Source organism: Bacillus sp. HMA207, assembly GCF_003402455.1.
GTDB classification, from domain to species: domain Bacteria; phylum Bacillota; class Bacilli; order Bacillales; family Bacillaceae_G; genus Bacillus_A; species Bacillus_A cereus.
The window spans coordinates 1,350,108-1,369,952 of the sequence record NZ_BEZT01000001.1; the positions used below are offsets into that span (position 1 = coordinate 1,350,108).

Genomic DNA, 19,845 nt, shown 5'->3' on the forward strand with positions numbered 1-19,845 from the left:
ATGGGGTTTTATGGTAGAAGGTCTTTGTAATAAATTAGCTCAAAGTGGATATGGTGGAACGTTTATAATTATAAAACCTAATGAAAATCCATATGCTGTCTCTGAAGATACAACGATGCCTGCAAAACAAATCTTCTATTGAACGTGGGTAATTAAACAAGTCACAAATTATAATTTGTGACTTGTTTAAGGTTGGATACTAAATGTGTTGCTTTCAATATTGAAAGCAACTTTTAAGTTTGTGATTAATAGTTAACTTAATAAATTTTTGGATTAAAATAAAAACAAATTTTTAATCAAGTGCCACAAAAAGTACGATAAGGGCGATTCGTCGGTGCAGGCGGAGCGCAGTATTCTTCTTGATCTGTAGAATACGCATAAGGGTTTGATAAAGCTTCAAGAAGTTTCTCCATTACGCTATAGTCGTCATTTGTAACAGCTGCTTCTAATGCTTCTTCTACACGGTGGTTCCTCGGGATGATTGATGGGTTATTATTTTTCATCATCTCGTAGGCGTTTTCTTTCGATTGTTCTTGTCTGTCTAATCGAGATTGCCACAGTTTGTACCATTCTTTAAATTCAGGACTTTCAAATAGAGCTGTATTTTCGATAGCATCAAGAGTTAATGAACGGAATGTATTTGTGTAATCCGCTTTATATTTCTCCATCATTTTTAAAAGTTGCTCAATAAATGAGTGATCTTGTTCTTCGTTGCTAAATAGTCCTAATTTCTTTTTCATTCCAAGGAACCACTGTTTTTCATACTGTACGCTAAATTTCGAAATTTCGTCTTGAGCGATTTTTAATGCTTCTTCTTCATCTTCGTGCAGAATTGGTATTAAAGATTCAGCTAGTCGTGCTAGATCCCATGCGGCCATATATGGTTGATTTCCATATGCATAACGACCTTGTGTGTCAATAGAGCTAAATACAGTTCCTTGGTCGTAATTGTCCATAAATGCACAAGGACCGTAATCAATTGTTTCGCCACTGATCGTTATATTGTCAGTGTTCATTACGCCGTGAATAAATCCAACAAGTTGCCATTTTGCGATAAGACTGGCTTGTCTTTTAATGACTTCTTGTAGTAATGCAGTATATCGGTTTTCATGAGATTCAATTTCTGGGTAATGCCTTTTTATCGTATAGTCAGCTAGTGATTTCAGGTCCTCTATTGAACCACGAGCTGCAGCATATTGAAATGTACCGACGCGAATATGGCTACTAGCTACTCTAGTTAAAATTGCTCCAGGTAACTTTGTTTCACGATAGGTTGGTTCACCGGTTGTGACAACTGCTAAACTGCGGGTAGTTGGAATATCGAGTGCATACATTGCTTCGCTAATAATATATTCACGTAGCATCGGACCGAGTGCAGCACGGCCATCTCCTCGACGTGAATAGGGAGTAGGGCCAGAACCTTTCAGTTGAATATCGAAACGCTCACCTGAAGGAGTAATTTGTTCGCCAATTAAAAGAGCACGACCGTCGCCTAACATATTAAAATGTCCGAATTGATGACCAGCATATGCTTGAGCTAATGGATGAGCTCCTTCTGGGAGTGCATTACCAGCGAAAATAGCAATTTCAGCTTCCTTTTTCAGTTCTTCAGGGGTCAAGCCAAGAGATATCGCTAATGAATGGTTTAGTTTAACTAACTCCGGTGAACTTACGGGAGTAGGGGGGATTTCTGTATAAAATGATTGTGGTAAAGTCGTATAACTATTATCTAAATTCCAACCTGTTTCATTATTTTTAGTCATTGTATCTCCTCCTTTTTGTATTTTAAGTTATGTATTTGTACGTATGTATTCTTTGTAAAGTTAACTAAAAGTATAATATAATATTTCCCCTTGCAATCTATTGTAAGGACTTCATTGCACTATGTCTATTTAACAGCAAATTTAAAACCTCCATTTTAAGAAAATGGAGGTTTTATTATTATTTAATTTTTACAATTATTTTTCCTTTTGCTCTTCCAGACTCTGAATATTCCATTGCTTTTTGCGCATCTTCAAAAGGGAAAACTCGATCGATTACCGGTTTAATTTTTCCGGCTTCAATATAGTTTGCAATAGTACGTAATTGATCCCCGCTTGGCTTCATAAATAAAAATGAATATTGAGCATTATGCTTTTTTTCAAGTGCAGTAAGTTTTTTGCTGGCTAATGAAAATAAGAGAGTTTTAAAGAATCCTGAACCAAATTCTTTACCGAAGCGAGCATTCGGCATACCTGAAACGGAAACAATGTTTCCTCCGCTTTTTATAATATTGAATGATTTTTCAAGTGTTGCACCGCCGATTGTATCAAATACCGCATCATAATTTTTTAGTATATCTTCAAATTTTTCTGTTTTGTAATTAATAATTTCATCTGCGCCAAGAGACGTTACTAAATTTGCACCAGCTTCACTAGCAGTCGTTGTAACAGTAGCACCCATTATTTTTGCTAACTGAATAGCGAAAGTACCAACACCACCGGATCCAGCGTGAATTAAAATCTTTTGTCCTTTTTGTAATTGCATGATGTCATGTAAAGCTTGATAGGAAGTTAAGCCAACGAGTGGAATCGAAGCCGCTTCCTCAAAACTTAGATTTTTTGGTTTTAAAGCAATATCATCTTCATGAATGGCTATATACTCCGCGAAAGTACCAATCTTATTTTTTCTTGGACGAGCATATATTTCATCACCGACTTTAAAACGAGTCACTTTTGATCCAACCTTCGTGATGACACCGGAAAAGTCATTCCCAAGGATTAGAGGCATTTCATATTTCAGTAACATTTTAACTTTTCCATCACGTATTTTAAAATCAATTGGGTTAATACTAGCTGCATGAATTTCTGCGAGCACTTCATACTCATTAATTTCAGGAGTAGGTACCTCTGCCATACGCATTGGGACTTTTCCATATCTATCAATTATCATTGCTTTCATATCTTATACCTCCAAGTTTTAATAAAAGTTTTGCAATAGCTTCTCAATATCTAATACAAGATTTTTTAATAAACCTAATTTTGTACGTATATCAATATAATAAAAATTCTTTGTACCTTCTTTTCTCATTAAAATAATGCCAGCTTCTCGTAAAATCTTAAGGTGATGTGATACTGCTGGACGGGAAAGGTGTGTTTGCTTCGTGATTTCTCCTACACGTAATCCTGTTTGACATTCTGTTTCCATTAGCACTAATAAAATAGCTTGACGTGTTTCATCACCAATTGCCAATAATACTTTTTGAGAATCAATAAAATCTTTTTTTATAATATTTAATTGTTCTTGTTTATTCATTTCAATCACTTTGCCTCCAGGTAATTAGTCGAAAGGTTTAAGATGATAAACCATTACTTCGATACGGTAATGCTACATGATTGTTGCATGAGGTGCAATATTGAGAAAGAAAATCGAGACGAATGAATTTTTTATTGTTGAAAATTATAGGGAGATAGAAAAGGGATTGGAAGGATTACATAACACAATAGGTGAAGTTTTAAAAACAAAAAATGATGTAACAATAAAATAAGCGGTCGTAACCTTGTATAATCCATAAGGTTACGACCGCTTATAATGTTTATATTATTTTTGATTTTTACGATAGAACATGGTTCAACGTAAAGTAAGTTCTTTTGTTTTACACTTTCATACAGACACAATTCAGGTGGATTATAGATGTATGAAAAGGTAAAAGGAATTTTGGGGCGTAATCTATCTATATGATAATTCAAAATGAAATATAAGTCTATATTTTAATGTTTTTTTTGATTATATTTATGTCACTGAGCTCAGAACAATGATGTGGAGGGTAAATATATGAAATCGAATTATGTACCAGTTTTAATTGTTGGAGGGGGATTATCTGGGTTAGCGTCTGCGTTATTTCTTGCAAAACATAACATTGAGTACTTACTTATTGAAAGGCATCCATCTACTGCCATTCATCCGAAAGCAGGTGGTCTTACTTTACGTACAATGGAGTTATTTCGAGAATTAGGCTTGGAACAAAGAATTAAATTGGCAGGTAAAGCATTAGAGAACTGCCGAGGAAGAATAGCGGTTCATACAATAGCTGAAGCGAATAAAGAAGAATTGGAACAAATGAGAGCGACGCAATACAGAAACGATGAAGAGTTACTTCAAAAAATAGAAAAGATTAGTCCATCAAAACAAACTGCATGTTATCAAATTATTTTAGAAGAGATGATGTTACAAGAAGCAAAAACGCTAGGCGGACAACTATCTTTTTATCATGAATTAGTTTCATTTGAACAAAGTGAAAACGGGGTAAAAGCAAAGCTTCGAAATCGTGAAACAGACAAAGAAAGTGTCATACATTGTGACTATGTAATTGCAGCGGATGGAGCGAAAAGTAAAATACGTGAGCAGTTAGGGATTAAAACTGAGGGTCGTGGAACCATTGGTGGCTATTATATGAATATTTATTTTGAAGCTGATTTAAGAGAGTTTATACAAGGAGACGCATTCGGTTTTTCGATGGTACTTCATCCGGAGGTTCTTGGTGCACTTATCCCGGTTGATAACGTAAAAAAATGGATTTATCATGTAGCCTACGATCCATTAAAAGGAGAGGGGCTAGAGGACTTCACTATAGAACGTTGTAAACAAATTATTCAAATAGCAATTGGAAGTACAAATGTTGAATCAAAAATATTAAGTGTTTTACCGTGGAAAGCGGCCGAAAGTACAGCGGTGAAATTTCAAGGGAATCGAACCTTTTTAGTTGGAGATTCAGCACATATTATGCCGCCAACAGGAGGATTTGGTTCAAATACAGGAATACAAGATGCGCATAACTTAGCTTGGAAATTAGCGGCTGTTATAAAAGGGAAGGCAAAACCAAAACTGTTAGAAACATATCATGAGGAGAGACACTCTGTTGCAAAATTAACGACAGCTTATGCAAGTAGTTTACTGTTTCGTGCTGCGAATAGAGAGGAAGGCAGTTTGAATAATATGGATGGTTTAGCTGTTACAGTTGGATATCAGTATGGTTCAGAGGCAATTATAGATGATTCAGTCACTCCGCATAGAATGGATAGCATAGAGTTGAACGGAAGACCTGGAACGCGAGCGCCACATTTATGGGGAACGTATGAAGGGAAGAAAGTTTCTACATTAGACTTATTCGGTAACAGTTTTGTATTACTTACAGGAGTAGAAAATAGTTCTTGGGCTGAGGCAGCACATGCTGTTTCAGCTAAATTAGGAATACATATAAAAGGGTATCGTGTTGGCTTAAGTGGAGACTTTGTTGTTCCAGAAGATATTTTTAGCAAATTATATGGTATAGAGAATGGAGGTGCTGTATTAATTAGACCAGATGGCTTTATCGGATGGCGTTCGGAAAAAACGGTAGTAAATCCAGATATAGTATTGGAAGGGGTAATGAGAAATTTATTATGTGATTTTTAAGTAACTACAGAAATATTGTTTTATGCGCTTCACTGTACTGAAAAAAATATTCACAAATTTCAATAGGTTTGATATGATTAAATTCGACAAGTTAATAGAGGCCGGAGATATTTGAGAAAAGCCATAAATTTATTTAGGGACACAGGAGTGTATTCTAAATAATTTATGGCTTTTTTTATTGAATGAACCGTACAAAATAGGGAGTTACATGTGAAAAGGAGGGCTATAGAAATTAAATAGGATAATACTAGTTTTCTATATTAATAATATAGAAAACATTTGTAAGATTGGAATTTTAATATAGGTTTATAAAAATAATGAAAGTGTGTCTTCTGTTTCGTATAAATCTCATTAGCTTGTTGAAATTTGCAACGTAGGAAGGGTTAGAAGGATGAGAAAGATTATTAGCGTTTTAGTTATTTTCTTTATGACGGGAAGTATCTTTGCTGGGGGAGCTGTTCATGCGAAAGCAGAAGGAAAGCATGAATGGAATACGAATAAGTTTTTAAATATTGCACATCGCGGAGCAAGTGGACATGCACCTGAGCATACTTTTGCTTCTTATGATTTAGTGAAAAAAATGAAAGCGGATTATTTAGAGTTAGACATTCAATTAACAAAAGATGGCCAATTAATTGCAATGCATGATACAGCAGTTGATCGCACTACAAATGGAACAGGAGAAGTACGCGATAAAACGTTAAGTGAAATAAAGAGTTTAGATGCTGGGTCATGGTTTAATAAAGCGTATCCAGAAAAGGCTAAGCAAGAGTATGTTGGGCAAAAGGTTCCAACTCTTGAAGAAATATTCCAAAAATATGGAAGAAGTATGAAGTATTATATTGAAACAAAATCACCAGATGTGTATCCAGGAATGGAAGAGAAATTGTTGGCGTTGTTACAAAAATATAATTTAGTAGGCCAAAACATGTCTTCTAGCCGTGTTATGATTCAATCATTTAGTAAAGATAGTTTGAAAAAGATTCATAGTATGAATGAAAATATTCCGTTAGTTCAATTGCTTTGGTATTATCCAAATGAAAACAATGAAATTGTTGAATGGTCTGGTATTACACATGAACCGAAAAGTGTAACAAATGATGATTTTCAAGAAATTAAAAAGTATGCAGCTGGTATTGGACCAAACTTACGTAATGATAACGGAGAACTAATTATTGATGAGTCATATATGAAAATGGCTAGGAAAAATGGACTGTTAATTCACCCTTATACAATTAATGAGAAACCCGATATGAGACTGTTAATCAAATGGGGTGCTACAGGAATGTTTACAAATTATCCGGATCGATTACATAGTGTATTGAAAGAAAAATAAGTAAAAAAGGGTATACCAGTGTTTTAGGTATACCCTTTTTAATCTAACTCCCCGATAAACAGAATCTCTTTTTCATAGCATTCATCTGCATCATAAATAATTTCTTGAAAGTGAAGCGTTTTGAAGGAATGACAAACTGATATTTTCCATGTCTCCCAAAAATCAATTTCATTTGAAAGAAGAATCCATTTTTGAAATTCACTATCTCTATTAAAGAAATTATGAAAGTAGTCCTCATTTTTAAATATAATGATTTCCGAATCCCACAAATTATTTATAGAAATCAAAACAACAACTCGATATGTATGTGTATCGCTCGGTTTCATATTTATTAAATGATTTGCTTGATTTAATAAGGTTTGAATACATAACCGTTTTACTTTTCTAGGTGTTTTACGAGAGTCAATAAAAGCTTGCGAAACTGGCAATAGCATATTCCAATATTCATCGTTATAGAAAGTAGAAGGGAACGTTTTTGTATGTTCCTCAATTCGCTTTATCATAGTGTTTGTTTTTCGGTTCATACCACGTATTTTCTTTTCACGCATTGTGAGTCATCTCCATAAATTTTTGTAATGCAGCAGAGTGATATATATCTTTTCTAGTAATAAAAGTAGTAGGAACTTTTTTGAAGCTATTTGGTAAAGGATTGAATGATATGTCATGTTTATGACCACTTAAAATAGACTTCATCATAATTGCTATGCCCATACCTGATTTTACACATGCGAGAATCGCTTCAATTGTTCCAAACTCTAATACTCGCTTAGGTGAAATTCCTTCTTCTTGAAGCCAATCTTCTAATAAATTTCTATAATAGCACCCATGACTAAATGCAAGTAAATTCATGTCTCCTATGTCTTTAAAGGAAGATAAAGGCTTTTTGCTAATGAGAACTAATTCTTCTTCACGAAATATATTTGTATGAAGTTCAGCATGCTGAGTAGAGCCAGCTATAAACGCTCCGTCCAGTTTTCGTTCTAGTACAAGCCTAATCAATTGTTCCGTCGTATTTGATTCTAAAATCAATTCGACTTTTGAGTATTTCTCATAATAGGCCGTTAATATAGATGGAAGTCTTACAGCGGTTGTAGATTCTGTACATCCAATTTTTAAAGTGCCTCTTGGTTCGATCCCATTACTTTGAACTGCTTTAACAGATTGATCCATTAAGTAGATAATTTGTTTGGCGTATGTTAATAAAATCTCACCGTTAGAAGTTAAAGTTACACCTTTTCCGTTTCGGTAAAATAAAGGCACACCTAATTCGTTTTCTAGTTGTTTCATACGCATTGTTACGCCAGACTGTACATAGTTTAAATTTTTAGCTGCGTGAGATATGTTTTTTTCTTTCGCAACTTCGTAAAATACAGTTAAATCTTTTATATCCAAGTATCATCCCTCCAGAAAAGGTATCATTTTTTTTGATGAATTACATGATAAATCTTTATTTTATATGATATCAGAACTTTCATACAATGGAAGGGGATGGAGGGATTATTGTGTTAATGGAAGAAAGGGTGAATAGTACTTATAAGTGGGTTATGTTAATTTTTGCGACGGTTGCTCAAACAACAGCGACACTTATAACGTATGGTGTTGGAGCGTTTGCTTTATTTTGGAAAGAAGAATATGCACTTACGAATACGGAGATTGGATTGTTAGTAAGTGTTGTAAATATAGGACCGCTATTTTGTATGCTTTTTGTCGGGCGGCTACTTGATCAATACAATGAAAAGTTGTTAATTTCGATAGGTTCATTTTTACTAGGAGGTTCGTTTTTACTGACTAATATGGTCAATGGATTTAATGGGTTACTCTTTGTACTTTTATTAGTAGGAACGTTTTATAGTGTTTCGCAGCCAGGAGGAAGTAAGGTGATAATGAAGTGGTTCTCAAAAGAAAATCGCGGGTTAGCGATGGGGATTAGACAAGCCGGTATACCGATTGGTGGTACATTAGCGGGAGTATTGATCCCGTTTCTTACAATAAAATATAATATGGCCTATGCGGTAAATAGTATTGCATGTATTTGTATAATTGGAGGGTTTTTATTTTTTATATTTTATAAGGAACCATATATTCAAGAGAAAGTTAAACAAGAACGTAGTAAACTTTCTTTTTGGATGCAGTTAAAAGAAGTGATGTGTAAAAAAGAGTTGTATGCAATTTATATAACTGGCATTTGTATGATTTCATTGCAAATGGTGTTAGTTGCGCACTTTATAAAATTTTTAGTATTGGAACAATCAATCACGCCAATTTTAGCTGGAAAAGTATTTTCCGTTATGTTCTTTTCTGGAATGGTTGGTAGGGTTATATTAGCAGCTACTAGTGATTTATTTTATAAGGGGAATAGGCGTACCCTCCTATTTATAACTGTTTGTATTTCTATTTTCTTCATTCTAATATTAGTAATGAGCATACATACAATAACGAATGTATTGTATGGTGTAAGTGCGTTGTTAGGGTTCTTTTCAATTGGATGGTTTAGTCTTTTTATAACTGAAGTTGCGGAATCAGCAAGTGAAGAATCGGTAGGGATGACAGTGAGTTTTGCACTTACATTAAATCAAATTGCCATTATTGCTGCGCCTGCTTTATTTGGTTATATTGTAGATAAGAAGGGATATACGTATGCGTGGTTATGCATAGTTGTATTACTAACTATTTCAGCGGTTAGCTTATATAGGAATTATAGAAAATGAAGGAATGTTAGCAATGTAAATTTTTTATGAAGAAAGTCTAAAGAAATGTTGAATGAGCGACATTTCTTTTTTTATTTGTTGTATAATCAAAATGTAAATGAGATTCGTTTTCAATTTCGTTCATTACCTCTTTTGAAATTACCTGTAATTTTAGCCATAATTAGCTGTTTTTCTTTATCGTTATTTGCATGATTTATTTTATTTAAAAATTTTTCAGCATCATTTCCTTTTAATACTATAATCTGTTTTCCGTAATATTCAATTAATACCATGTTATTTTTTGTTATCCGATAATGAAACATCTTATCATCTAAACGATTGCGTTTATCGGTGTTTTTCATATTACATCTCCATTCTTTTTAGTATGTAACAAATGTTACAAAAGAATTTGAAATTATAGTGTAATGCATCCGATTGTATGTTGGAAATTTTGCAAGAAAGAAATACAATAGAGAGTAGTCAAAATTGAAAATGAGAAAAAGGAATCTAGTTTTAACAGAGTGAATATTAAATAATATTAAATAATATTATAATATACTTGATAATTAAAAGATATAAAATAGAATGGATGTACGTTAAGTGAAACTAGATAAAAGAGGGTTCCTAGTATGTTAAAGAAATGGTTAATCGTTTTCTTTATTTTTGCAGTTTTTTGTGGAAGTATTGTTACACTAATACATGCAAATAAAGGAAAAAAATATGATGCAAAGGCATTTTCTAATGTAAATAGTAAGCAAAAAGATGTTAAGCAGGAAATTGATGCGAATGAGAAAAAGCGTTATGAAATTGCAGCTGGAAAACTAGATCAGTACTTAAAAGATAAAGGATTTAATGGAAGTGTTCTTGTAGCAAGTAAAGGTCATGTGATTTTACGAAAAGGCTACGGTTATGCGAATGTGAAAGATCAAGTATTAACAACGCCAAGAACGAAATATCGCATTGGTTCTATTACGAAAACAGTTGTTGCAATATCTATTATGCAACTAAAAGAAAAAGGGAAGTTGAACATTGAAGACAATGTAAATAAATATATCCCATCGTTTCCAGCAGATAAAAATATTACGTTACGAAACTTGTTAACACATACGTCTGGATTACCAGAACAGGGACAAGGTAGTGTTGACGCAGCATCACGGTTAAAATTAGTAACGTGGATTGGGGCACAAACGTTACAATTTCCAGCAGGGACAGGATGGAAATATACAGATTATAATTATATGGTGCTTGCATATATTGTAGAAAAAATATCGAATAAACCACTTGCTGAATATGTGAAAGAAAATATTTTGACTCCCGTTGAAATGAATGAATCTGGAATGGGCGCAACACTTCCAGAAGATATTTTCTTAGCAGAAGGGTATACGAAAAAAGATAATAAGTTAATAGCCACGCCGCGCTTAAAAATGAACTGGCTGTATGGTTGTGGTGAAATGTATACGACTGTTGAAGATATGAAAAAGTTAGATGAAGCTATTATGGATGGTAAACTACTTTCTAAACAAAGTGTATCAGATATGTTTTCTGCATCACCTGCAAGGAAATATGGATTTAGTTTCTATATTTACCCAGATTATTATCATAACCACGGTGTATTAGCTGGCTGGAACACTTTTAATAATTTTAACTGGGATAAACGAACGTTTGTCATATTATTTTCTAACGTCCAAAATGGTATGAATGACGCATTTAATCAAGAATTCAGGAAAATGGCGAATGATTTAATAGAAGGAAAATAATTATAAAAAATCGGTATTGATATGTAATTATCAATACCGATTTTTTTATTTTGTAAAGTTTTACTTACTGAATAAAGTGAAACTTTATTCAGTGGAGGGGCTTTGTTCATCCCCCACTGAGTAGAAGCCCTCATCAATCGGGCTTTTACGGGCAGCAGGGCCCCCACCTAACTTTTTTGCTTGCGCTGAATTTTGAGGTGAGGGTCTTACTGCCCACAAATAGCGGGATAAATAGGTAAGAAAGGTGATTGGCATATGAATAAATCTAAATAGGTAGTTAAATGCTAAGTAATGCAAAGAACAATTGGTAATTTTTACATTGATAAAAAAGCTTGAGCTTCACACTATGTGAAGCTTTATATTATTGGAGACAAGAACAGGAGGTTGAAAAAATGAAAAAAGCAATAAAGTTTTGTTTAATAGCTACATTATCTACAACAATTATTAGTGGATGCTCTTTTGAGGGTAACAATGAAAATGTTAAAGGGAAAGAAGGGGAAAAAGTAGAGGTACAGAAAAATGCTGGGAAATATACGATGCCAGATGAAAAAGATAAACATGAAGGTACATGGCTGCAATGGCCACATGAATACACATATGGTGAAGAGTATAAGAAGGAAGTTGAACCTATTTGGGTTAAGATGGCAAGTGCTTTAACTGAGGGTGAGAAAGTCCACATTGTTGCATATGACCAGGAAGAAAAAGAAAGAATCAATAACCTTTTAACAGATGAAGGGTTAAATATGGAGAAGATTGATTTCTTTATCGCGCCTACTGATGATGTATGGGCAAGGGACAGTGGACCAATTTTTGTTTATGACAGCAATAAAAATCTCAAAATATTAGATCCAGCATTTAATGGTTGGGGGAAGAAAACACCTTATAAAAATGATGCTCAAATACGTAAGAATGTTAGTAAACAATCAGGAATTGAAAGAGTTGATTGGGGGAAATTTGTCCTTGAAGGCGGCGCAATTGAATTAGACAGCAATGGGACTGCTTTATTAACTCGAAGTGCAGTAACGAATAAAAATAGAAATCCTGATTTATCAGAAAAGGAAATTGAAAAATATATAAGTGACCTTGGGGTATCAAACTTTATTTGGTTAGACGGAGTACCTAATTTAGATATTACGGACTTTCATATTGATGGATTTGCTAAATTCCATAATAAATCTACCATTGTAACGATGAAAGAAGATGACCTAGCCGAATGGGGTTTATCTAATAAAGATATGGATACATTGTTAGATGCAAAAAATGCTTCAGGACAGAAATATAAGTATGAATACTTGCCGCTTAGTAAAGAAAAGGTTGCTTTAGAAAATGGAAAAACTCTCGATTATAAGGGGTCGTATATCAATTATTATATCGGAAATACAGTTGTATTAGTGCCTAATTATAATGATCCGAATGATAAAATTGCAAACGATACGATTCAGAAGTTATACCCAGATCGTAAAGTAGTCGGTATTGATGTGAGAGAGTTGTATAAAAACGGCGGTATGATTCATTGTGTGACACAACAACAACCCATTGCATTGAAGTAATTGATTGTAATTTCGTTGTTCTGCTATATAGACAAAATAGGTGGAATCTTATTACCTATTTTGTCGTTCCTTATTATTTATAATAATAAAATTTTAATATAATGATAAAAGAATTATAGTGTATATTCACTTTTCGTTTTATATGGTAAAGGAGAAAAATGTTTGTGTTAAAAAATTTTAAAATAGTGTTTTCGTATTTCCCTATCGTTTTACAGTACATTTTAAATGTAGCTTTAATTTGCTTAGGGTTTATTCTAAGTGTGTTTCTTATGAAAGAAGTCATTCAGTTTATACAAGAACTGAAATTGGATGGTAATGAATCGAGTTATCATTTAATTGATAGTATCGTCGTATTCTTTCTGTACTTTGAATTCATCGTAATGATTATAAAGTATTTTCAAATGAATTTTCATTTTCCATTACGATATTTTATATATATAGGTATAACAGCTATTGTGCGTCTCATCATTATAGATCACGATAGTCCGTTAGATTTATTGTTATATGCCTGTGCAATCTTTGTATTAATTAGTGCATTGTTCATTGCGAATTCTAAAATGATGCGTCGGGATTTAGAATAGTGACATTTGTTGTTGAATTAAATAAGATATTTTATCTTTTTGCAAAAAAGGAGTAACGGTATTGAAAGAAATAATCTTAACCAGCCTCATAATGATAGGGTTTATGATTCTATTATTTAATTGTATACTTTCATGATTTAAAAGAATAAAAGGTTAATAGAGAAAGAGGTTTTTGTAAATATGGTTCATTACAATAATCAAAATAGTTTACATTTATAAGTTTTGCATTCATAGGTATTGAAGCAATAGGGGTTGAAATTGAAGATCCCTTTGGTCAGGATCCAAATGATCTTCCGCTAGAAGGAATTTGTATAGGAGTAGAAGCGCATTTGGTGAATCTATATAATCAAAATGATCTATTAGAAGTAATGGGTTTGAATCTTGATAAAAAAATCATTTAATCATTTATTGTTGTTTTAAAATAGGTTATTTAAAAACTTGTCAAGAGTCAATTTAAGGCTTAACGTCAGCTTTATATTTTTTATATAAATATATAATATTCCTCCATGCTATAATCCATTCATGAAATGTACATGTTGCATGAGTTGGAATGAAAAAGACATGAATTGAGGATTAGTTGGCTTTGTGAAATCAATTATGTAACTACTATTAAAAAGCGAGGTAAATAATATGGAACAAAAACATAATGGAATTATTTTTACTGCAATACCAGACGAATCAAATGAATATTATCAACCATTTTATGAAGACTTGATTTACTTTAATGAATGTTTAAATGAAAAGAAATCAATTGCGGATCAACTTATATCTTTATCTGCTGAAGAACAAGACTTTCATACGAGCTGTTTTGAGTATGATGATATTTGGCTAAGAGATGTTGCACCGGTTGTCACAAATCATCTAGTTAAATTTAAATATCGACCAAATTATTTACCAGATGATCAAGGGCGATATTTAGATCAACAATTTAATAAATGGTTGAAAAAGAATGACTTTGAATATGAAAAATCCCCATTAATATTAGATGGCGGTAATCTTATTTGGAATAAAAAAGATACTGTAATATTAACAGAACGCATATTTGATGATAACGATGATTGGACAGAAGAGGAAATTATTGAGCAGTTAGAATGGGATTTAGATGTGAGCCGAGTTATTATTATTCCTGCTGAAGAAGGGGATGTACTAGCACACGCAGACGGAATGGTTAAATTTATTGATGAACATACAATGTTTATTAGTGATTTTTTAGGGGATCATGAATTTAGATATAGTGTTCAAGAGATTATTCAAGAACAAATGCCAGAAGCTGAATTTATAGTTGTTCCTTCATCATATACAGAGAAAGGACAATATGATCAAGAGATAGCATCAGCAAAAGGGTTGTATATAAATATGTTAGAATCATGTGATGCTCTTTATGTTCCTAAGTTTGGACTAGCTAAAGATGAGGAAGTTTTACGATATATTCAACAGTATACGGAGAAGCAAGTTATTCAAATTCATGTAGGAGAAATATCAACAATGGGAGGCGCAATGAATTGTTTAACGTGGTATTGTCCAAGCCATTTGTTACCTTCAAAAATGAGAAGATTAAAAAATCAGAATGAAGATTTTTCAATGAAGAAGATTTTTGATTGGTTTTAATAAATAAGTAATGAAAAGAAAATCTATTCAAGGAGTATTGATATGTATACCATCGCTGAGTTTTCTCGGATTTGTAAAATGAGTACGCGGATGTTAAGACATTATGACAAAGAGGAGATATTAAAACCGGCATATGTGAATCCGGTTAATGGGTATAGATATTATGAACAAGAGCAGCTGGAAGTAGCGTTGAAAATCAAAAAGTTAAGGGAGTATAAATTTCCTCTTCCAAAAATTAAAATTGTTTTGCAGTCATCAGATCAAGATTCGTTTGTTCAACATATACAATCACAAATTATCGAGTTGTCTCATGAAGTGAAGCAAAATTTACAGGTTATTTCAGAAATGAATGAAATGGTAAAGGTGAATAGTAGTCTAAATATTGCTCGTCATAGAAATTACGATATATTAATGGGAATGAGGAATGAAGTAACGATAATTACTCAAAGAGTAAAAATAGATATAGATGATATGGATGATTATTTTTATGACTTATATGAAGAGGTACAAAAAAATAATTTTCAAATAGTCGGTTCACCATCTGCAGTCTTTTATGATGAAGAATATATTCCAAGTAACAGTGATATTGAATTAAGAATCCCGGTTATGCAGGGGAATGATGAAGACGTAGCACAAGAGTATGAAATGAAACAACTAAGTCCACATCATATCGTTACTACTATGCATTATGGAAGTTACGACTATATAGGTTACGCTTATATAGCGTTAGAAGAATGGATTGAAAGAAATGGGTATGTGATAATTAATTCGCCATATGAGGTTTATATAAAGGGACCTGAATGTGATTGTTTAGCAGAAGAGTATGTGACACAAATTTGTTTTTTAGTTACGAAAATAGAATGAGAATAAGGATTGACATTAACATTATGTCAATCCTTATTCTATGTACGAAAGCAATTTATCATAATAAAAAGGCGAAATAAAGAGTCACCTTATAAAGTTGCTACAAGTAAATGAAGATATTCCTGTTGACCTTAACACGATGTCAAAGTATAGACTGGACATACATTCATATAAGGGGTGAACACGTATGAGAAATATAGAAAATAGTTTGTATTATATGCCTGCGGAATGGGAGAAACATGAAGGTACATGGCTCCAATGGCCACATGATAAAACACATAGGGGTGAAGGTTACAGAGCTAAGTTAGATGATATTTGGATATCGATGGCAAAGGAGCTTCACTATGGAGAAAATGTCCATATTGTTGTATGTGATGAAGAAGAAAAAATACATGTCCAATCGAAGTTAATGGAAGCTAACGTGAATATGAATAAAATTGATTTCTTAATTCAAGAAACTGATGATATTTGGATAAGAGATAACGGACCAATCTTTGTAAAAGATAAAGAAGGGAACCGCTATCTAACGCACTGGATATTTAATGGTTGGGGAAATAAATATCCGTACGAAAACGACGCTAATATTCCGAATAAAATAAGTGAAATGTATCGCATTCCAAAAGTTGAATCTAGTGTCTGTTTAGAGGGCGGGGGAATTGAGATAAACGGAAACGGGACCTTAATGGCGGCGGAAACGTCTATTATAAATGAAAATCGAAATCCTACACTAAGTCAGAAAGAAATTGAAATGGAGTTAACGAAATATTTAGGAGTAACGAATTTTATATGGATAACTGGTATACGCGGAGAGGATAATTATGATGAAGATACAGATTATCATATTGATGGCGCGGCACGGTTTGTAAATGAAAATACGATATTGTATGAATATGATCCTTTCGGTGAAGGAGAGTCATATCTTTTGGAGGCGTACGAAAAGCATTATCAAGAATTGCGACAAGCAAGAAATATAGATGGCAAGCCATTTCAGCTCATTCCAGTACCAGTAACAAGAAAATTGGTAAAAGAAGCAGATTGTAAAGGATCGTACTTAAATTTTTACATTGGTAATGAAGTTGTATTGGTACCTATATACGGTGATGAACATGATAAATTAGGGCTTCAAATCATTGAAGGTCAATTTCCAGGGAGAAGAATTGTCGGTATATATGTTAACGAATTGTATGCATACGGTGGTATGATTCATTGTGTGACACAGCAGCATATAGAATAAGAGTAATTCAAATAAAAAGCATGCAGAGCATATACTCTGCATGCTTTTTATAATGTTGAAAACTCCTCAACAAGTTGAGTGAATTGTTTCAATGCACTTTCAATCGGTTCTGGCGTAGTTAAATCAACACCAGCTTTTTTCAATAGGTTTAGTGGATAGTCAGAACTTCCACCTTTCAGGAATTCAATATAATTTTTCTGAGCATTCGGATCATCACTTAATAGTTTATCAGCGATTTGAATGGCAGATGCGAATCCAGTTGCATATTTGTATACGTAAAACGGGCGATAGAAATGAGGGATTCTAGCCCATCCGTATTTTACTTCTTCATCAAATACAAGTGAATCACCGTTATATTCTTTAAATAGCTTTTCATAAATTTCACTGAAGACTTGTGCATTTAATGGTTTACCTTGTTCAGCCATTTCATGTGTGATTTTTTCAAATTCTGCAAACATAATTTGTGTAAAGAAAGTACCTTTAAATTTCTCAATAAAATGGTTAATTAAATGGTTACGCACGTCCGTATCTTTTGCTTCTTTTAATAAATAGTGAATTAATAACACTTCATTTACTGTAGAAGCGACTTCTGCGACAAAGATAGAATAATGTGCAGAAATTCTTGGTTGGTATCCATGTGAATAGTGCGTATGCATACCGTGACCGCATTCATGAGTAAGAGTGAACAGGCTGTTTAAATCATCGTGATGATTTAAAAGAATGAAAGGATGAACGCCGTATACACCAAAGTTATAAGCACCAGAACGTTTTCCTGGTGTTTCTCTTACGTCTATATATCTTTTATCTTTAAAACTTTTTAATGTCTCAATATATTCTTCTCCTAAAGGAGCTAGTGATGCAATCATAATGTCAAATGCTTCACTATATGGGATGTCTTGTTTTGCACCTTCTACTAAATCGACGCCTAAGTCGTATTGTCTTAGTTCATCTACGTTTAATTTTTCTTTTCGAATTTCATTGTATGTATGTAATGTTTGAATGTTTTTTTTCGTTGTATCAATTAGGTTTTCGTATACTTCTTTCGGAACCATATCGCCAAATAATGATTTCTCTAGCGCTGATGGATAGTTTCTTAATTTCGAAACAGTAACATTATTTTTAATAGCAGCGGATAAAGTAGATGCGATGGAATTCTTTAACTGAACATATGGTTTGTAATATGCTTTATAAGCTTCTTTACGCTTTTCACGATTCGTATCTTCTATTAACTTTGCATACATTCCGCGTGTTAAGTTCACTTTTTCTCCATCGTCAGTCGTCACTTCACCAAATAATATATCTGCATTATTTAACATACCAAATGTGTGCTGTGGAGAAGAAAGAGCTTCACCCATTTGTGATAAAATTGCTTCTTGGTCCTTATTCAATACGTGTTTTTTATAACGATATAATTCAAATAAGTCTTCTTTATAATATTGTAAGCCTTCTGTATCTTCTATATAAGAATGTAATGTGTTTTCGTCTATGCTAAGTAAGAAGGGGGAAAAGAAAGATTTCGCTGCACTTACTTTCACGTGTAATTGTGATACTTTATCGACAAGAGATTGCGCGTCAGTATCGCGTGTATCAAGGTCAGATTGTAATCGTGCATAAGCGAACATTAAAGATATTATGCTAGAAATTTCTTCACTCTTCGTTAAATAAGCTAATAAACTATTGCCATTGTGAATATTGCCATTAAACTCGTGTAATTCCTTCGTTAATACTTCAATTTTATGAAAATCACTTTCCCAATCTTCAATTGTATGGTAAATGTCTGTTAAATCCCATTTTTCTATATCAGCTACTTGTAATCGATCTTTAAGTTCTGTCATAATCATTTCCTTTCTAAACATGTAGTTATATTTCTATATAACTATGAAATACAACAAATTGCAAAAAATCCCTGCTGAAAATTGAAAAGCCTTGCTAAAATAACAAGGCTTACATACTTATAGTGTAATTCCGAATTTTGAATGTAAAAGGTTTGTATATTGCATGTCTGTAACGGTTTCTTTCGTTTTTTTACCATTTTTCGCTACTGTAAGGCTATCTTTCGTTAAAGAGGCATGCCCATCTTCAGTTAGTTTTACAATAAGAGGTACTTTATTAAAGGGTGATCCTTCATGTTCAACGATAATTTTTTGTGCTATATTTGCTTTTTCTTCATCCACTTCTTCTATATAAAATGCATAGCCTAACGTCCAATCATCAGCAGAAGATTGATCCAAGAACTCATTGTTTTTCCGCATCTCTAAAATGTAGTTTCCCTTTTCGGTCATTTCTTTACGAATACGATAATCTCCTGTAACAGAGTGAATGACTTCACCTGAGAAAGGGACAGGGGCAAGAGGTAAGTATGATCCGAATCCTACTTCAATTAAATAAAGTTCATTATGATGTGTTAAAACGGTTGCGATATGGCCAGAATCAACAGCCCATATGGAGTTTGCAGCGTTATAAACTGTTCCTGAAACGAGATGAACATCGAATCCAGAATCTTTCAGGAAGTAATACATAGTAGGATTGAGTTCATAACAAAGACCGCCACGGTTATTTACTAAAATTTTCTCTTTCAAATTTTCTTTTGATATTTCTTTAAAATTCTTTTCGAGAATATTTAAGTTTTCAAAAGGAACAGTTTGTGCCATTGCGTACATAATGTTAGATAAATCTTCAAATGAAACTGTGTCTTTTTCTTCTATATGTAATCGTGCGAAAAATTGTTTTTGAAAGTCTGTCATCGAAATCCCTCCGTTATGCTTTTATAGGTGAATTGTAAACAATCTTGAATA

The 19,845-nt window shown here is 33.1% G+C and carries 18 protein-coding genes and 1 pseudogene; 11 read left to right on the top strand and 8 right to left on the bottom strand.

Annotation, left to right across the window (positions count from 1 at the left end):
• Window positions 1-10: 10 nt before the first annotated feature.
• Entirely contained in the window at window positions 11-142 is a 132-nt protein-coding gene (locus tag HMAS_RS28225; protein WP_000229167.1) for a hypothetical protein, read from the top strand.
• Window positions 143-296: 154 nt separating this feature from the next.
• Here the strand turns inward: HMAS_RS28225 and HMAS_RS07125 are convergent, their stop codons facing one another.
• From HMAS_RS07125 to HMAS_RS07135, 3 genes are all read right to left on the bottom strand, one after another.
• Window positions 297-1,763, bottom strand: a complete 1,467-nt coding sequence (locus tag HMAS_RS07125) for a protein adenylyltransferase SelO (protein ID WP_006926295.1) — start codon at window positions 1,761-1,763, stop codon at window positions 297-299.
• Window positions 1,764-1,941: 178 nt separating this feature from the next.
• The gene (locus HMAS_RS07130) at window positions 1,942-2,940 is read right to left on the bottom strand and encodes an NADP-dependent oxidoreductase (RefSeq protein ID WP_000646442.1); all 999 of its coding nucleotides are present in this window, start codon (window positions 2,938-2,940) and stop codon (window positions 1,942-1,944) included.
• 18 nt (window positions 2,941-2,958) lie between these two features.
• On the bottom strand, window positions 2,959-3,303 hold the full coding sequence (locus tag HMAS_RS07135; protein ID WP_000571870.1) for an ArsR/SmtB family transcription factor: 345 nt from the start codon (window positions 3,301-3,303) through the stop codon (window positions 2,959-2,961).
• A gap of 510 nt (window positions 3,304-3,813) precedes the next feature.
• On the opposite strand from HMAS_RS07135, the gene HMAS_RS07140 reads away from it, so the two are divergent.
• The gene (locus HMAS_RS07140; protein ID WP_078384646.1) at window positions 3,814-5,433 is read left to right on the top strand and encodes an FAD-dependent oxidoreductase; all 1,620 of its coding nucleotides are present in this window, start codon (window positions 3,814-3,816) and stop codon (window positions 5,431-5,433) included.
• A 391-nt stretch (window positions 5,434-5,824) separates the two neighbouring features.
• Window positions 5,825-6,769 (top strand): glycerophosphodiester phosphodiesterase, encoded by a 945-nt coding sequence (locus HMAS_RS07145; protein ID WP_001226340.1) that lies wholly within the window; start codon window positions 5,825-5,827, stop codon window positions 6,767-6,769.
• Between the two features lie 38 nt (window positions 6,770-6,807).
• Here the strand turns inward: HMAS_RS07145 and HMAS_RS07150 are convergent, their stop codons facing one another.
• Window positions 6,808-7,317: a DUF3916 domain-containing protein gene (locus HMAS_RS07150; protein WP_074619265.1), complete on the bottom strand. Its 510-nt coding sequence runs from the start codon at window positions 7,315-7,317 to the stop codon at window positions 6,808-6,810.
• Window positions 7,310-8,161 (bottom strand): LysR family transcriptional regulator, encoded by an 852-nt coding sequence (locus HMAS_RS07155; RefSeq protein WP_000351691.1) that lies wholly within the window; start codon window positions 8,159-8,161, stop codon window positions 7,310-7,312. The genes HMAS_RS07150 and HMAS_RS07155 overlap by 8 nt, the downstream gene beginning before the upstream one ends.
• Window positions 8,162-8,247: 86 nt before the next feature.
• Between HMAS_RS07155 and HMAS_RS07160 the strand changes: the two genes are divergently transcribed.
• Window positions 8,248-9,477: an MFS transporter gene (locus HMAS_RS07160; protein WP_048558158.1), complete on the top strand. Its 1,230-nt coding sequence runs from the start codon at window positions 8,248-8,250 to the stop codon at window positions 9,475-9,477.
• Between the two features lie 110 nt (window positions 9,478-9,587).
• Here the strand turns inward: HMAS_RS07160 and HMAS_RS07165 are convergent, their stop codons facing one another.
• The gene (locus HMAS_RS07165) at window positions 9,588-9,818 is read right to left on the bottom strand and encodes a hypothetical protein (protein WP_016123118.1); all 231 of its coding nucleotides are present in this window, start codon (window positions 9,816-9,818) and stop codon (window positions 9,588-9,590) included.
• A 267-nt stretch (window positions 9,819-10,085) separates the two neighbouring features.
• Between HMAS_RS07165 and HMAS_RS07170 the strand changes: the two genes are divergently transcribed.
• From HMAS_RS07170 to HMAS_RS07200, 7 genes and pseudogenes are all read left to right on the top strand, one after another.
• Window positions 10,086-11,213 carry a serine hydrolase domain-containing protein gene (locus HMAS_RS07170; protein WP_000915192.1) on the top strand — a complete coding sequence of 376 codons (1,128 nt, stop codon included), beginning with the start codon at window positions 10,086-10,088 and terminating at the stop codon, window positions 11,211-11,213.
• 392 nt (window positions 11,214-11,605) lie between these two features.
• The gene (locus HMAS_RS07175) at window positions 11,606-12,763 is read left to right on the top strand and encodes an agmatine deiminase family protein (RefSeq protein WP_000709181.1); all 1,158 of its coding nucleotides are present in this window, start codon (window positions 11,606-11,608) and stop codon (window positions 12,761-12,763) included.
• A 164-nt stretch (window positions 12,764-12,927) separates the two neighbouring features.
• The gene (gene psiE / locus HMAS_RS07180; RefSeq protein WP_000916566.1) at window positions 12,928-13,344 is read left to right on the top strand and encodes a phosphate-starvation-inducible protein PsiE; all 417 of its coding nucleotides are present in this window, start codon (window positions 12,928-12,930) and stop codon (window positions 13,342-13,344) included.
• Between the two features lie 209 nt (window positions 13,345-13,553).
• Window positions 13,554-13,745: pseudogene (locus HMAS_RS07185) on the top strand (bestrophin family ion channel); the annotation flags it as partial.
• A 229-nt stretch (window positions 13,746-13,974) separates the two neighbouring features.
• A complete protein-coding gene (locus HMAS_RS07190; protein ID WP_025708888.1) occupies window positions 13,975-14,952 on the top strand; it encodes an agmatine deiminase family protein in 978 nt (325 codons plus the stop codon).
• A gap of 42 nt (window positions 14,953-14,994) precedes the next feature.
• Window positions 14,995-15,816: a MerR family transcriptional regulator gene (locus tag HMAS_RS07195; RefSeq protein ID WP_000287978.1), complete on the top strand. Its 822-nt coding sequence runs from the start codon at window positions 14,995-14,997 to the stop codon at window positions 15,814-15,816.
• Between the two features lie 187 nt (window positions 15,817-16,003).
• Window positions 16,004-17,050 carry an agmatine deiminase family protein gene (locus tag HMAS_RS07200; RefSeq protein WP_001244205.1) on the top strand — a complete coding sequence of 349 codons (1,047 nt, stop codon included), beginning with the start codon at window positions 16,004-16,006 and terminating at the stop codon, window positions 17,048-17,050.
• Between the two features lie 47 nt (window positions 17,051-17,097).
• Here the strand turns inward: HMAS_RS07200 and pepF are convergent, their stop codons facing one another.
• Both pepF and HMAS_RS07210 read right to left on the bottom strand, forming a co-directional pair.
• Complete coding sequence (pepF, locus tag HMAS_RS07205; protein WP_006925387.1) at window positions 17,098-18,885, bottom strand: oligoendopeptidase F; 1,788 nt, start codon at window positions 18,883-18,885, stop codon at window positions 17,098-17,100.
• Between the two features lie 117 nt (window positions 18,886-19,002).
• The gene (locus HMAS_RS07210; RefSeq protein WP_069604012.1) at window positions 19,003-19,794 is read right to left on the bottom strand and encodes an arylamine N-acetyltransferase family protein; all 792 of its coding nucleotides are present in this window, start codon (window positions 19,792-19,794) and stop codon (window positions 19,003-19,005) included.
• Between the last annotated feature and the right edge of the window lie 51 nt (window positions 19,795-19,845).